The 14,924-nt window shown below is 72.1% G+C and carries 14 protein-coding genes; 7 read left to right on the top strand and 7 right to left on the bottom strand.

Going from position 1 to position 14,924, the window contains the following annotated elements; translation table 11 throughout:
* Window positions 1-47: 47 nt before the first annotated feature.
* The 4 genes from ABZX30_RS31325 (at window position 48) to ABZX30_RS31310 (ending at window position 3,988) form a co-directional block, all read left to right on the top strand.
* Window positions 48-1,370, top strand: a complete 1,323-nt coding sequence (locus ABZX30_RS31325) for an MFS transporter (protein WP_355939605.1) — start codon at window positions 48-50, stop codon at window positions 1,368-1,370.
* A gap of 289 nt (window positions 1,371-1,659) precedes the next feature.
* Entirely contained in the window at window positions 1,660-2,700 is a 1,041-nt protein-coding gene (locus ABZX30_RS31320) for a VOC family protein (protein ID WP_355939602.1), read from the top strand.
* Entirely contained in the window at window positions 2,697-3,548 is an 852-nt protein-coding gene (locus ABZX30_RS31315; protein WP_355939599.1) for an alpha/beta fold hydrolase, read from the top strand. The genes ABZX30_RS31320 and ABZX30_RS31315 overlap by 4 nt, the downstream gene beginning before the upstream one ends.
* On the top strand, window positions 3,545-3,988 hold the full coding sequence (locus ABZX30_RS31310) for a lipocalin-like domain-containing protein (RefSeq protein ID WP_355939596.1): 444 nt from the start codon (window positions 3,545-3,547) through the stop codon (window positions 3,986-3,988). Before ABZX30_RS31315 ends, ABZX30_RS31310 begins: the two co-directional genes overlap by 4 nt.
* Before the next feature lie 86 nt (window positions 3,989-4,074).
* On the opposite strand, the gene ABZX30_RS31305 is transcribed toward ABZX30_RS31310, so the two are convergent.
* Genes ABZX30_RS31305 through ABZX30_RS31295 form a run of 3 tightly spaced genes read right to left on the bottom strand, consistent with a single transcriptional unit; the run spans window position 4,075 to window position 7,117 of the window.
* Window positions 4,075-5,010, bottom strand: coding sequence for an alpha/beta hydrolase (locus tag ABZX30_RS31305; RefSeq protein ID WP_355939593.1), 936 nt, complete (start codon window positions 5,008-5,010; stop codon window positions 4,075-4,077).
* A gap of 17 nt (window positions 5,011-5,027) precedes the next feature.
* The gene (locus ABZX30_RS31300) at window positions 5,028-5,543 is read right to left on the bottom strand and encodes a MarR family transcriptional regulator (protein ID WP_355939590.1); all 516 of its coding nucleotides are present in this window, start codon (window positions 5,541-5,543) and stop codon (window positions 5,028-5,030) included.
* A gap of 47 nt (window positions 5,544-5,590) precedes the next feature.
* On the bottom strand, window positions 5,591-7,117 hold the full coding sequence (locus ABZX30_RS31295; protein ID WP_355939587.1) for an AMP-binding protein: 1,527 nt from the start codon (window positions 7,115-7,117) through the stop codon (window positions 5,591-5,593).
* A 150-nt stretch (window positions 7,118-7,267) separates the two neighbouring features.
* Here ABZX30_RS31295 and ABZX30_RS31290 point away from each other — a divergent pair, with 150 nt between their 5' ends.
* From ABZX30_RS31290 to ABZX30_RS31280, 3 genes are read left to right on the top strand one after another with little or no spacing between them, the layout of a single operon-like run.
* Entirely contained in the window at window positions 7,268-8,188 is a 921-nt protein-coding gene (locus tag ABZX30_RS31290) for a CoA-transferase (RefSeq protein WP_355939584.1), read from the top strand.
* Between the two features lie 32 nt (window positions 8,189-8,220).
* On the top strand, window positions 8,221-9,054 hold the full coding sequence (locus ABZX30_RS31285; RefSeq protein WP_355939581.1) for a CoA-transferase: 834 nt from the start codon (window positions 8,221-8,223) through the stop codon (window positions 9,052-9,054).
* A complete protein-coding gene (locus ABZX30_RS31280) occupies window positions 9,054-9,827 on the top strand; it encodes an alpha/beta hydrolase (RefSeq protein ID WP_355939578.1) in 774 nt (257 codons plus the stop codon). Before ABZX30_RS31285 ends, ABZX30_RS31280 begins: the two co-directional genes overlap by 1 nt.
* Window positions 9,828-9,921: 94 nt before the next feature.
* On the opposite strand, the gene ABZX30_RS31275 is transcribed toward ABZX30_RS31280, so the two are convergent.
* Genes ABZX30_RS31275 through ABZX30_RS31260 form a run of 4 tightly spaced genes read right to left on the bottom strand, consistent with a single transcriptional unit; the run spans window position 9,922 to window position 14,743 of the window.
* A complete protein-coding gene (locus ABZX30_RS31275; protein ID WP_355939575.1) occupies window positions 9,922-10,902 on the bottom strand; it encodes an ABC transporter substrate-binding protein in 981 nt (326 codons plus the stop codon).
* 10 nt (window positions 10,903-10,912) lie between these two features.
* A complete protein-coding gene (locus ABZX30_RS31270) occupies window positions 10,913-11,779 on the bottom strand; it encodes an IclR family transcriptional regulator (protein WP_355939573.1) in 867 nt (288 codons plus the stop codon).
* A 42-nt stretch (window positions 11,780-11,821) separates the two neighbouring features.
* The gene (locus ABZX30_RS31265; RefSeq protein ID WP_355939570.1) at window positions 11,822-13,051 is read right to left on the bottom strand and encodes an alpha/beta hydrolase; all 1,230 of its coding nucleotides are present in this window, start codon (window positions 13,049-13,051) and stop codon (window positions 11,822-11,824) included.
* Window positions 13,052-13,102: 51 nt separating this feature from the next.
* Window positions 13,103-14,743 carry an alpha/beta hydrolase gene (locus tag ABZX30_RS31260; RefSeq protein ID WP_355939567.1) on the bottom strand — a complete coding sequence of 547 codons (1,641 nt, stop codon included), beginning with the start codon at window positions 14,741-14,743 and terminating at the stop codon, window positions 13,103-13,105.
* Window positions 14,744-14,924 lie beyond the last annotated feature (181 nt).

Below are 14,924 nucleotides of genomic sequence, written 5' to 3'. Positions count from 1 at the left end.
CGACGGTGCTCGCGTGCGTTGTCGGGACGCGACGCAAAGGTGACCCCATGGAGAAGAAAACGCACGAGCGGCTTGCCGGCTCAAGCACACAGGACGCAGGCCCGCTCGTCGTCACCGCGGAGCCGGAGACAGCGTGGACCAACCCCGGTCCGGGCCTCGTGGCACTGCTCGGCCTCGCCGCCGTCGGCGCCGGGGCGGCTCAGGTCACTCCGCAGATCATCAGTCTTCCGCTGCGCACCGCCCAGGTGGATCCGCGCGGCGCGACCACCGCGCTGGCGCTGGTCCTCGGCATCGGCACGGTGATCCAGCTGATCGCCTACCCGGTGATCGGCCGGGCCAGCGACCGGACCCTGGCCCGCATCGGCCGGCGCCGCCCGTGGCTCTTCGTCGGAGCCCTGCTCTTCCTGCTCGGCTCGGTCACCATGTACCTGGCCCCGAGCATCGGGCTGATGACGCTGGGCTGGACCATCAACTCGCTCGGTTACGGTGCCACGATCGTGGCGGCGAACGCGGTCATCGCCGACCAGTACGAGCCGGACCGGCGCGGCCTTCCCTCGGCACTCGTCGGCGTGGGCAACCCGACCGGTGTGGTGCTGGGCCTGTTCCTCGCGCAGCTCATGCCGGACTCGCTCGCGGCGATGTTCTTCCTGCCCACCGCCGTCGGTGTGGTCGGTGCCTGCTGGCTCGCCCTCGTCCTGCGGGACCGGCGGATCTCGGCGCAGGAGCGTCCGTCGCTCGACGTCCGGTCGATCGCGGGCACCTTCTGGGTCAACCCGGTCGCCCACCCGGGCTTCGCCCTCGCGCTGGGCAGCCGGTTCCTCCTCTTCATGGGCGTCGCGGCGGCCAACATGTACCAGGTCTTCTTCATCGCCGACGTCCTGCACATCCACGGCCCCGCGATCCCCCGGGCGATCTTCCTCAGCCAGCTCGTCGGGAACGGCACGTCACTCGTGATCGCGCCGCTCGTCTCCCGCCTCTCGGACCGGATCGGCCGTCGCAAGCCCTTCGTGATCACCGCCGCGATCATCTTCGCCGCGGGCCTGCTCGGCGTCACCCAGGCGTCGACCTACGGCGCCTTCCTCGTGGCCTACTGCGTGGTCGGCATCGGACTGGGGGTGTACCTGGCGGTCGACCTGGCGCTGGTGACGCAGCTGCTGCCGGACCCGCACGACACCGCGAAGGACCTCGGCCTCATGAACCTGGCCAACAGCCTTCCGGCGTCGCTCATACCCGCCGTCGCTCCGGCTCTGCTGGCCATCGGCGTGGCCGCCGGGAGCGACACCCGGAACTACGCGGCCCTCTTCACCTTCGGTGCCCTCACGTCCTTCGTCGGGGCCCTGCTGATCATCCCGATCCGCAGGATCCGGTGAAGCACGCCGGCCGCGCTCTTCCCGCCCCGCACCGGCTCGCGGCACCGCGGACACCCCCGGCCCGGGAGCTGTCCACTGAGCGGACCGCGCACAGCCGCCCGGGCGAACGCGGCCGGGCAGACTGACAAGGCTCGCGCGCCCTCGCGCCGCCCCTGACACGGCCGGTGGCGACGGGACCGTCCGGCCGGACCGCGGCGGTCCGGCCGGACGAGCGCGTGAGGGCCACCGCACGGACAGAACAGGTGACGGCTTTGACCATCCCTCTCGACATGTATCCAGGAGCGGCCGCATGACCGGCTCCCCGCACCCGGACGGCTCCGGACCGTTCGCCGACGCCCCCGCCTTCCTGTGCCTCGGCTACGTCGGCATCAGCTCCGAACGCCTCGACGACTGGGGGACGTTCGCGACCTCGCGGCTCGGGATGCAACTCGTCGACGACGCCGGCGGCACCGCGGTGCTGCGCATGGACGACCGACGCCAGCGGGTGATCGTCACCGACGACGGCCGGCGCGGGTACTTCGGCTGGGAGGTCGCCTCGGCCTCCGCCTTCGACCGGATCGCCGACGCCCTCGACGCGGTCGGCGTCCGGGTCCGTTCCATGACGTCCGCGGAGCGCGCGAACCGCTTCGTGGCGGACGGCATCGTGTTCCGCGACCCGGCCGGCAACCGCGTCGAGGCCGTCATCCACCCCGCCGAGGACCCGACGCCGTTCGTACCGGGACGCACCCACTCCGGCTTCCGGACCGGGCCGCTCGGACTCGGCCACGCCGTGCTCACCACACCGCGCTACGACGAACTGCTGTCCTTCTACCGCGACGTCCTCGGCTTCCGTCTGAGCGACTACACCGCACAGCCCTTCCGGGCGAGTTTCCTCCACCTCAACGCACGGCATCACAGTCTCGCGATCATCGAGACCGAGACGGTCGGAATCCACCACATCATGATGGAGATGAACAACATGGACGACGTCGGCCAGGCCTACGACCTGGCGCTCGCCGACCCCGAGACCATCGGCGTCACCCTGGGCAGGCACTCGAACGACCACATGTTCTCCTTCTACACGCGCACGCCGTCCGACTTCCTGGTCGAGTGCGGCTGGGGCGGCCGTTCCATCGACCAGGCCACCTGGACGCCCTGCGAACTGACCGACGGGCCCAGCCTGTGGGGCCACGAGCGCTTCTGGCTGCCGCCCGAGGCCCGGGCGGTCGCCTACGACATGCGGGTCGAGGCGGCACGGCGTGGCTCGCGCGCGCCGGTCCACGTACGGCCCGGCAACTTCGACGTCGCCACGGACGCCGTCGCGGCCCCCGCGAAGGCGGCTCTCTCATGACCGGTGACAGCGGCACCGCCGCGCTGCCGGAGATCGGCCGCACGCTGAAGATCGGCTCCGTGGCCGTCAACTACCACGACACGGGCGACGGGACACCCGTGCTGCTCGTGCACGGCTCGGGGCCGGGCGTCACCGCGTGGGCGAACTGGCGTCCCGTCATCCCCACGCTGGCGGAGCGTCACCGGGTGATCGCCCCCGACATGGTCGGATTCGGCTACACCGAGGCGCCGGTCGTACGGTTCGACCTGGATCTGTGGGTCGAGCAGCTGGTCGGCATGCTGGACGCGCTCGGTCTCGACCGCGTGCACGTGGTCGGCAACTCCTTCGGTGGCGCCGTGGCGCTCAACCTGGCGGCGCGGGCGCCCGAGCGGGTCCGCGACGTCGTGCTGATGGGCCCGGTCGGTATCCGGTTCCCGATCACCGACGGCCTGGAGGCCGTGTGGGGCTACGAGCCCTCCATCCCGTCGATGGGCCACCTCGTGCGCGACGTGTTCGTCGCGGACTCCTCCGCGATCACCGACGACCTGGTGGAGCTGCGCTACCGCGCCAGTGTGCGGCCCGGGGTCCAGGAGCGGTTCGCCGCCCTGTTCCCGGCGCCGCGCCAGCGCTGGGTCGACGCGCTCGCGCTGCCCGAGGACGAGCTGCGCCGCCTCGCCGCCCGCGTGCTCGTGCTCCACGGCATCGACGACCGGGTGATCCCCGTGGAGGCGTCCCGGCGCCTGGTGGAGATCCTGCCGGACGCCGAGCTGCGGGAGATCGAGCGGTGCGGTCACTGGGTGCAGATCGAACACACCGGGCGTTTCCTGGATCTGGTACAGGACTTCTTCGCGAGGACGGACGGCGCATGAGCATCGCGGACGAACTGGAGGGCAGCTGGGCGCTGGTGGCCTGGGAGCAGCGCTACGAGGACGGCAGGGTCGTCACGCCGATGGGATCCGATCCGGCCGGGGTGATCACCTACACCGGCGGTCGCATGCAGTGCGTCATGGCACGGCGCTCCCGGTCCCCCTTCGTGACCGGCGGCCAGTGGGACGCCTCGCAGGCCGAACGCGCCACCGCCTACGACGAGTGCATGGCGTACGCCGGCTCCTACACGGTGGACGGCGACGAGGTGAGCCACCACGTCGACATCGCCCTGTTCCCGAACTGGGTCGGCGGCGTGCAGCGCCGGCGGGCGCGCCTCGACGGGGACCGCCTGGAGCTGGTGGCGGACCTCGACCAGGGGACGCCGCAGGCACGCTCCGCCCACCTGGTGTGGCGGCGTCTGGCCCCCGGGTCCCCGCTGTGAGATCCGCGCCGTGAACCACGTCAGCGCCCGACCGGCCACCGCCGGTCGGGCGCTGCTGCGTCAGGGGGCGCTTCGGCGCCGACGGCTCAGGGCAGCGTCTCGATGAAGCGCCGCAGCAGCGGGCCGAGCGTGTCGTCCGGGCTGCCGAGCTGAAGGACCGACGTGAGGTGGTTGTGGCCCCACAGCCGCTCCAGCGGCGGATAGGTGCCGTGGTGCTCGGACCACGCGGCCACCAGCAGCGCGGCCTGGCGCTGGAAGTCGAGTTCGTCGAACTCGGACACCGTCATGAGCAGGGGTACGTCGGATGCGACCAGGCCGCGCAGCGCGGAGCACCGCGACCAGGTCGCCCGGTCGGCGCCGAAGTACGCGCGCTGGAAGAGGTTGTCCGCCGCGGTGGCGGCGTCGTACAGACACGACGACAGCACCGCGCCGATGACGCCGTGACCGGCGCCCTGTTCCGGGACGCCGTCCGTGTGCCCGGCCACCGCCGTGTCGTCGGCGGTGCTCAGGTGGTGTCCCGCGAGGTAGCCCGCGACATGAGTGGCCCCGGCCGACTGTCCCATGAGGACGATCCGGCCCGGGTCGCCGCCGAACTCCGCGGCGCGGGCCCCGATCCATTCGACCGCGCGGGCGAGGTCGGCGCTGCCGGCCGGCCAGGGTGCCTCCGGCGCGAGCCGGTAGTTCATGGTCACCCCCAGGTATCCGCCGCGCGCGGCCCACAGCCCGATGTTGTCGTAGAAGGGCGTGCGCGGCAGCTTCTTCGCCCCGCCGACGAACCCGCCGCCGTGCACGTACACCAGGACGGTGCGACGTGCTCCCGGATCGGCGCCGAACACGTCGAGCCGGTGCCGCTCGTGCGGGCCGTACGCGAGGTCGCGGCGGACGTCGACGCCGTCGGCCAGGTCCGCCGGGAGCAAGGGGGCGAGGAGCTTCACGGTCTCGCGGTAGACCGACGGGGTGAGCTCGGTGCCGAGCTCACGGACGGCTGCGCGCAGCGCGGTGTGCATGGGTTCTCCTGTCATGGGGTGGGCATGTGTCGTCAGCCGGCCCTGCGTCGGCGGCCGGTGCGGGTGCGGAGCCGTCCGGGGCTCGCGGACTCGCTCTCCAGCTGCGTGGTCAGCGCCTCCAGGGTGCGGTCGAACACGGCGGCGTCCTCGGCGGAGACCGTCGCCATGAGCCGGCGCATCGCCTCGACCCGGCGCGGGTAGATGCGCTCGTACAGGGCCCGGCCGGCGTCCGTCACGACGAAGAGCGCGCTCCGCGCGTCGGCCGGGTCGTCCCGTCTGAGCGCGTGGCCGAGCTCCACGAGCGCCGTGGCGGCCCGGCTGGCCTCGGACCGGCTGATCGAAAGGTTCTCGGCGAGGGAGCGCACGGTGTGCTCCGGCGCACCGGTGAGCTGGGCGAGCACGCGCCACTGCAGGATGCGCAGCCCGCCGTGCTCGGCGAGCAGTTCGTTCACCTGCCCGTCGAGCAGCCGGAGCAGCTTCATCAGACGCTGGGTCAGAAGGTCGGCGCTGGGCTCCCCCGCCGGGGGCCGCTGAGGATTCGTCGTCATCCGGGCATTCTCGCCAGTGGCCGCGGTGCGTGCGGCGCGGTACTGCCTCAACGTTGCCGGTCGACCAGCGCGCGCTTGAGGATCTTGCCGGTCTCCCCCTTGGGCAGCGCCTCCACCAGCGTGATCTCCTTGGGCCGCTTGTAGCCGGCCAGGTGCTCGGCGCAGTGCGTCTTCAGCCGCTCGGCGTCGCAGCCGGGCCGCACGACCACGAAGGCCACGACCATCTCGCCCCACTTCTGGTCCGGGACGCCGACGACCGCCGCCTCGAGGACGTCGGGGTGCCGGCTGAGGACCATCTCCACCTCGGCCGGGTAGACGTTGAGCCCGCCCGATTTGATCATTTCGCGCTTGCGGCCGGCCAGGTGGACGAAGCCCGCGCTGTCGCGGTGGGCGAGGTCGCCGGTGAACAGCCGGCCGTCCCGCAGCACGGCCGCGCTCGCCTCCTCGTGACCGAGGTAGCCCGCGAAGACGGACGGTGCCGAGATGACGAGCTCGCCGACCTCCCCGTCGGGTACCGGCCGCCCGTCGTCGTCCAGGCACTCGATGCGGCAGAACGGCGCGTCCCTGCCGATCGACTCGGTGCGCGCGGCCAGCGCGGGGTCGGACAGCGCCTCGTCGATGTCCTCGGGCAGGTTGAAGGTCACCGAGCCGCCCGCCTCGGTCGACCCGTAGGCGTTGAAGAACCCGCCCCGCCAGGTCGGGTTGGCGCGCAGCGTGCGGAAGCCCTCGGCGGCGTCCTTGCCGGGGCTGTTGGCGTACATCAGGCGGACGCTGCTCAGGTCCCGGGTGAGCACGGAGGGTGACCTGGAGAGCCGCGCGAACGTCGACTCGATCGCGTAGACGAGGGTGATCCGTTCGCGCTCGATCAGGTCGAGGAGCTGCTCGGGGTCGAAGCGCGGCAGGACCCACATGGAGATGCCGGCGCAGACGTAGACGTGCAGGAGCGCGATGCCGAGGCCCGCGGAGAGCGGGGACGACAGCGTGGCCCTGTCGTCGGGGTCGAGGCGCATCCGGGTGAGGTAGATCGCGGTGGCCCAGGCGAGGCGGTCGTGCGTCGTGACGCATCCCTTGGGCACCCCGGTCGTGCCGCTGGTGTAGCGGATCGCGGCGACGGCGTCGGTCGGCACGCTGACCCGGGGGTCGGTGCCGGAGGCCGCGGCGACGGCGGTCGCGTAGTCGGTCGCGCCCGGCTGCGCCCCGCCGACGGCGATGACCCGGACGTCGGGCGCCGCGCTGACCAGGTCCGCGACGAACGCCGGGTCGCACACGACGATCCGGGCGGCGCTGTCGCGTACGACGAGCTCGATCTCGCGGTGCACCGACGTCGGCATCACCGGAACGTATACGGCGCCGATCGCGAGACAGGCGAGCTGCAGCTCGACGAGCTCGAGCGAGTTGGCCAGCACGCTCACCACCGGGGTGCCCGGCGTCGCGCCGTGCGAGATGAGCATGTTCGACACCCGGTGGACCCGTTCGAGCAGTTGGGACCACGTGTGGCCGCGGTCGCCGAACGTGACCGCGGGCCGGTCGGGGCGAACCCGTGCGTTCTGCTCGAGGCAGTTGGCGATGAACATGTGTCCCTCCAGGGAGTACCGGGGAATGGGGTCGGGGCCGGCCCTCGGACGGAACCGACGAACCGAGCCGCCAAAAACATTGCAGTAACAACGTTGTAGTAGCAATGATAATCTCCGGCACGTTCGAAGACCACCGAGGAGAGCTGACCGATGACGGAAACCAGCAGTGGCGAAGCAGTGGGCACGCCCCACGCGTTCACCCCGCCGCAACGGCGGAGCAAGGAGATCTCGCTGGAGGAGGCGGGCGCCCTCATCGCGCAGCGCACCCGCCTGGCCTTCGGCAACGAGCCGATGGCGCTCGTCCGGGCGGCCATCCGCGCCGGCGCGAAGGACCTCACGGTCATCCCGCCGGTCACCACGTCCCTGTCGACCGATCTGCTGATCGCCGCCGGCGCGGTCGACACCCTGTACGTCTGTTACATCGGCTTCGAGACCCTGGGCATGGCCCCGGCCTTCCGCCGCGCCGCCGAGAGCAACGCCCTGAACATCGTCGAGGCGGACGAGATCGCCGTGATCCTCGGCACCCGCACCGCGGCCGGCGGGATGCCGTTCGCCCCGGTGAAGAACATCTACGAGGCCACGGACCTGCCCCGGCTCAACCCGAACCTGAAGCGGGTCGTCGACCCCTTCACCGGCGAGGAGATGACGGCGATCCCCGCTCTGCGCAGCGAGATCTGCCTCATCCACGCCCAGGAGGCGGACGTCTACGGCAACGCCGTCTGCGTCGGCAGCAACAACCAGGAGGCGGACAAGGCGCTGGCCTCGGACTTCGTCATCGTCCAGGCCGACCGCATCGTCAGCACCGAGCGCATCAAGGAACAGCCCTACCGCACCACCCTGCCGAGCAACCTCGTGCACGCCGTCGTGCACGCCCCCTTCGGCGCGCACCCGCTCGTCTCCGGCCGCCAGTACCAGATGGACGTACCGCACGTGCGCACCTACCTGGACATGGTCAAGGCCGGCAAGGCCGCCGAGTACCTGGAGCGGTACGTCTACGGCCCCGAGAACGAGTGGGAGTACCTCGACGCCATCGGCGCCCGGAACCTGCTCGCGCTGCAGCGCAACATCTGACGCCCACGGATCGACACAGAAGGACGAAGCGCATGTCAGGAATTCCCAAGATCGCCGAGACGGGCACGGACGCGTACTCGATGCCCGAGCTCATGGCCGTCGAGATGTCCCGCAACCTCGCCTACGACAACGGCACGACCGGCGGCGTCGGCACCTCCGCCACCATCCCGATGGCCGCGGTGCGGCTGGCCACGCTCACCGTCGCCCCCGACATCGTCTGGTTCTGCGGCGCGAGCGCCGGCATCAACCCGACCTTCTCCGAGCTTCCGCTGTCGGCGCACGACCCGATCGCCTTCGTCGGCGCGGAGGCGCACGTGCCGATGATGCGGACCGTGGACATGGGGATGCAGGGCAACATCTGGAACTTCGGCTTCAACGGCGGCATCCAGGTCGACAAGCACGGCAACTGCAACATGATCGGCATCGGCCCCTACGAGAACCTGAAGGTCCGCGGCCCCGGCACCGTCGGTGTGATCTGGGCGGCGTCGATGAACCACTGCTATCTGTACTTCAACCACCACAGCAGGCGGACCCTGGTCGAGAAGGTCGACTACATCTCCTCGCCGGGCTACCTCAGTGACGGCAGCGGGCGCTCCCCGCACCTGAAGCCGACCTCCACCGGGCCGCGGCTGGTCTACACGCCGCTGTGCGTCATGGACTTCACCGAGGACACCAAGCAGCTGCGCCTGAAGTCGGTGAACCCCGGATACACCGTCCAGGACGTGCTCGACAACAGCGGCTGCGAGATCGTCGTGCCCGACGACGTGCCGGCCACCCGCCCGCCGACGGAGCTCGAACTGATGCTGCTGCGCACCCAGGTCGACCGCACGGGCACCCTGCGCACGTTCCAGGTGACGTACGGCTGATGGGCCTCGCCGTCGAACGCACCGGATCGCGCGGTCCGCTGCTGCTGCTGATCCACGGCCTGGGTGCCAACCTCGCCGTCTGGGACCCGTTCCTCGCCGCGGCGCGGTGGCCGGGCCGCACCCTCGCGGTCGACCTGCGCGGCCACGGCGAGTCGCCGAAGGACGGCCCGTTCGGGATCGGGACCATGGCGGCCGACGTCGCCGAGCTGTTGGTGGACGAGCCCGACGTGGCCGTCGTCGGGCACTCGCTCGGCGGGGCGGTCGGCGTCCTGCTGGCTTCGGGGCTGTTCGGCGTCCGGCCCGGACGCCTCGCCGTCTTCGGGGTGAAGGCCGACTGGGACCCCGAGCTCGTCCGGCGTCTGCACGGGGCCGCGGGCGCTCCCGTCCGGTACTTTCCCACGGCCGCGGAGGCGGGTTCCAGGGCGCTGGCGGTCGCCGGCCTGCGCGGCCTGGTGGGAGCCGACGCCCGCGTGGCCGTACGGGGCACCGGCACGGGGCCAAAGGGCTGGCACGCCGTCACCGCGCCCGCTGCGAACCTGGTGGCCGGCCAGAACGTCACCGCCGTGGCACGCGAGCTGACGTGCCCCTTCGCGGTCGCCCGGGGAGCGGCCGACGACATGGTCACGGCCGAGGAGGCGGCGGCGCTCGGTCCGCAGCCCCTCACCGTCGAGGGCGCCGGACACCACCCGCATGTGTCCCGTCCCGCCGGACTGTGGCGGTGCCTGGAGGGGTTCCTGCTCGGCCGGCCGGCCGGCGGCCGGCCCCCACGGTGACCGACACCACGGTGACCGGACACCACGAACCGCCCCCGGGAACGACACACGTTCCCGGGGGCGGTTCGCGCTGTGCCGGCCGGCCGGCTTGCCGTCAGTCGAGCGGGAGGAACACCTCTTCCAGCGGCGGCACCGCGGCGAGCGCGCCCTCGGCCACGAGGGCCTCGGCGAAGTGCCGCAGGACCGTCCGGTTGTTCTTCAGCCCGTAACTCCAGAAGTCCGGGCCGAACACGGCGTCGATCTCGTCGAGATCGTCGTGGAGCCAGGGCAGCATGGTCGACAGCGCGCCCGTCGAACGGTGCTGCTGGAGAGCGATGTCACGCGCGTGGAGACAGGCGTCGAACACGAGCCGGGGCAGGTCGGGCCGCTGCTCGACCAGGCTCGAACGGATGGCGAGCGCGTGCATGATCGGGAAGATGCCGGTGCGCCGGAAGTAGCGGCGCTCCTCGCCGCGGTGGTCGGGGAAGAGCCGTACCACGTCGTCGGACCAGCGGAAGGAATCGGGTACCCAGGCCCCGATCACGGCGTCGATCTCACCGCGGGCCAGCAGGTCGCTCAGCGTCGAGTCGACGACGGCTTCGACACGCACGCCGCCCGGCGGCGGGCCGCCCGCCACCTTCACGTCCGCCCCGAGGGCGTTGACGGCGCCTTCGACCCAGGTGACACCGGAGAAGTCGACGCCGTAGCCGGAACGGAGGGCGCTGCGGATCCACACCGCCGCGGACATCCCGTAGTGCTGCACTCCGATCCGCCGCCCGGCGAGATCGGCCGGCCGCCTGATCCCGGCCCGCCGGTTCACGAAGACGAACCCGTGCCGGAAGGCCCGGGACGGGAAGACCGGAACGGCCCGGAACGGGGGATCGGCGAGCGTCGCGTTCTCGAAGCACTGGCTGAGCGACATCTCGGCGACGTCGAAGGCGCTGTCCTCGACCATCCCCTTGAAGATCTCCGTGGGCCTGCGCATCGGTACGGGTCTGACGCGGTACCCCTCGATGGCGGCCTCGCCGAGGAACAGCGGAGTGATCCGGTCGTAGGGCGCGCAGGCGAAGGACAGCTCCTGATCAGGGATTCCCATGCTCTCTTCTTCATCTCGGGGGGCTGGGATCCCGGCCCCCGCAACCTATGGGCGAACCTGTTGTCTCCCGGCGGGGCGCCGCGGTGGCACCCGTACTACGGGCGATGCGCTCCGCGGCCGCGCGTACGGCACCGGCCGAGCGGTCCGCATCGAACGTGCGGCGGCGGCCCGCGACGGCGATCGCGGCGACGACGTCGTCGGCGAGGGTCCCGATGGGGGCGCCGACCGCGCAGAATCCGACCCTCCACTCGTCCCGCTCGGACGAAACGCCGTGATGACGGATCGTCAGGACCTCGCGCCGCAACCGTGCGGGATCGGTCGCGGTGAACCGGGTGACCGCCTCGAGGGTCCTGGCGGTCAGGAAGGCGTCCAGCCGCTCGTCCGGCAGTTGGGCGAGCAGCGCCTTGCCGAGTGCGGTCGCGTGCAGCGGGCGCCGCGGTGCCGGGCCGCGCGGCACGCTCGGCGCCTGGTGCGGTCCGCCGGCCAGCCGTTGCACCTGGAGGGCCGTATGGCCGTCGAGCACCCCGAGATGGACGACCGGACCCGCCGCCGCCGAGAGTTCGGACATGACGGGCAGGGCGGCGTCCCGCAGCCGCTGCGGAACCCGGACGGCGGAGCCGAGGGCGAACAGACGCATGCCGGGCGCGTACATCTCGCCCTTGCGGACCACGGCACGCTCGTGGACCAGTTGTCCCAGCAGCCGGAAGGTGGTCGCCTTCGGGATTCCGCTCGCCGCGGCGATCTCCGAGAGCCCGAGCGGGCCGCCGGCCCGTCCCAGGACGTCGAGGAGGAGGAACGCGCGACCGAGAACCGACGGCCCCCCGCGCTCGGGGGCGCCCGAAGACCCCTCCCCGTCGTCCGCGCCGGTGTCGTGCACGCCTGAACTCCCTTCTGCACCCGCGTGGCTACCGGGCGAGGGTCATGACTTCGCCGTGGGCACGCCGTCCGCGGTGCGGGGGGCGAACGGTTCCGGCTGCCCGTCCCAGACGGACGCGCCCGAGACGGGATCCCGGGAGAAGTGACGGATGAAGTCCCAGCCCAGACGGGCGAAGGTGCCGTGCGGCCAGTGCGGGCAGTTCTCGATCGCGACCAGCCGGACGCGGGGGACACCGTCGCGGGCGGTGACGTCCACGAAGTGGTGCGGGGTGTCGTCGAGCCGGAGCGTGGCCGCGGCCGCCGACGGAACGCCGATCGTGCGCTCCGCCGCGCGCTCGTCGGGGAACCGGGCCGTCTCGAGCGCGGTGCCGAGGTCCACCGCCGGGCAGTCGTTCAGGCCGAACCAGAAGTTGGCGTGGTCGACCGCCTCCTGGGCCGTCCGGTCGTGGTCGTGGCCGTTGTTCGTCTCCTCGAACTGCTCGTGGTGCACCGGGTAGGGGTGCCCGTAGTCGCACAGTCCGGCGATGTTGATCAGGGGCATGTGGAGCTGTGCGGCGCGTTCGGCGAGTTCACCGCCCGGCAGGTCCCAGATGAAGGGGTACAGGTGCGCGTTGAGCACCACCCCGGCGATCGCCTCCGGGTGGCGCAGGGCGAGGCCGACGGCGCGGAAACCCGGGAAGGAGAAGCCGGTGACGTAGGTGCGGGCGGTGTCCGAGGGCAGTTCCTCGGTGGCGCGCCGAAGTACGTGCCACAGGTCGTCCGTGGGCGGCAGCTCCCGGGGACCGTCGCCGTAGACGGGCTTGGAGAAGTCCCGGACGAAACCCGGCATCGTGGGCCCGGCCTTGGGGATGACGACGATGACCTCGTCCCGCGCGGCCTCGAAGACGTGCCCGTAGGTCTCGGCGACGAGGTCGGTCTTGCGGTTCACCTGCAGCAGCAGGGGGTAGCGCCGGTCCCTGTTCTCCGGCGCGAAGGCCGAGACGGGGACGTAGGAGTACCACGGCGCGTCGGTGTCGGCGTCGTGGAGGCGCTTCACCAGGCCCTTGCCGAAGGTCCGCCAGAAGCGCAGCACCCGCGGGTCCATGCCGTCGGTATGGTCCAGCAGGACGTTGTGCTCGAGGAAGTGCCGTCCCTGCCGGGAGTTGATGTACCGGTCGACGTCGAAGGTGTGGTCGCCCATGGCTTCGAGCGTCAGGCGCAGCGTGTCGCGTTCCCCGGCGAGTCCGGGGAGCCGCTCGTCGAAGCGCCGGGTGTACGAGGTGTCAGAGGTCATGGCGTGGTCGTTCCTAGCTGGGGTGATCAGGCGGGGCGGGGCGGCGGCCGGTCAGGGCGCCGCCGCCGCGGACTCGGGGCCGGCGTGTACGCCGAGGAACGTCAGCAGCTCCTGCCGCAGTGCGGGGTCGGTGAAGAAGTACGCCTCCCCGTGTCCCGCCTCGGCCAGCACGCAGCGCGACGGCACCGCGTGTTCCTCCAGGCGCCGGGCGAGGGCCTCGGCTCCCTGCGAGCCGGAGACGGCGTCGTACCGTCCGGCGAACAGCAGGGTCGGCGGGGAGGCCGGTCCGGCGGCCCGGTACGGGCTGGCGCTCGCCGCCAGGGCCTCCGCCTCGGCGAGGTCGGGCTCGACGCCGAGGAGACGCCCCTCGGGGGTCGGTGCCCGCACGAGCTCCCGCAGGATGCTGTCCGGCGGGAACCCGCGCACCTCGGCGCCCGCCGCCACGCGGCTGCGGCGCTCTTCGAGGGCGGTCCTGAGGTCGGTGACGCCGTAGTAGCTGACGACGGCCCGTACGGGCAGGCGCGGTCGCCCCCGCTCGTCGGTGGCGTAGGCCGCGAGCAGGGCGAGATGGCCGCCGGCGCTGTCGCCCATGAGGACGATGCGGGACGGGTCGAGTCCGAGGTCCGGCGCGGACCGGGTCAGCCGGTCGAGCGAGGCGATCACGTCGTCGAGCGGTGCCGGGAACGTCGCCTCACCGCTGAGCCGGTAGTTGACCGCCGCCACCGCCCATCCGTTCCCCAGCAGGAGTTCGGCCAGCGCGGGCAGCCCGCCCTCTTCGCGGAGCCACGACTTGTCGCCGGTCATCCATCCGCCACCGTGCACGTAGACCACCAGGGGCAGCGGGCCGGCGGCGTCGGAGGGGAGGTGGAGATCGAACCGGTGGGCGGGAAGGGGGCCGTAGGGGAGATCGGTCTGCATGTGCGGTGACGTCACTTTCGTGGGTGGTTTCCGGTGTGGTTCCGAGCCTGACCACCGCCTGCGCCGATCGCCGGCAGTGCGGGGGGCGACCGCGGGGATCAGGGAGCCCGGGAGGCCGCCGGCGAGGTTCGTCGGACCGAGGTCCTTCGCCGGGGCGCGGGAACCGGGCAGCGGCCGGGTCACGAGCGCCAGGTCGACGGCGAGGTGGACGCCCAGCCCGATGCCGGCGACGCCGAGGGCGACGAGCAGGGCGGAGAAGGCCGTCGCCCGCGTGACGGCGAGCAGGCCGGCCGCGAAGACGAGCGCGGCCACGACCACGAACGGCTTGCGGCGGCCGGTCCGGTCGCGGACGCCGGACGCGAAGGGGGCGGTCACCAGGGACGTCCCGTTGCCCACCAGCCGGGCCGGGAAGCGGAGGAACCGGCCGGCCCACGCGAGGGCCGGGCCGGGGTGCGCCACCGGGCCGGCCCAGAAGGTGCTCGCGATCGGCCTGACGTCCAGCGGCGGGCGCTCGTGCGCCAGGACCGGCCGTCGCCCGGCTGGATCCCGGGGCGGGCGCGGCGATGTTCTTCCTGCCGGCCGCGGTCGGTGTCGCGGCCGTGGGAAGACGGCGAGCAGGCTCGGACCGGGGCCGGCACCGACGCGTGCGGACGGCACACCGCGCCGGTCCGGCGCGTGCCGGTCGGCGACGACCGCGGTCAGCGCCGCCGAGGGCAGCGGCCAGGCACGACGACGCCCGAGCCGGCCCGGCAGCTCTCGAGTCGTCTTCTCCATGGCGTGCACCTTCGCGTTGCGTGAGCAGACCGGTGAGGCCCTGACTCACCGCTGGCAACGAAGCTACGGCCGCAGATAGTGACGTTCAACGACGGTTTTTCAACGGATTATGTTTTTATCACTCCGCGAGTCGGCAGGAGGCGGACAGACAGACAGGCGTGGGAACACCGTGCCGGTGTTC

The organism is Streptomyces sp. NPDC004542 (assembly GCF_040610035.1).
GTDB lineage: Bacteria > Actinomycetota > Actinomycetes > Streptomycetales > Streptomycetaceae > Streptomyces.
This window is presented reverse-complemented; position numbering and strand designations above follow the sequence as displayed.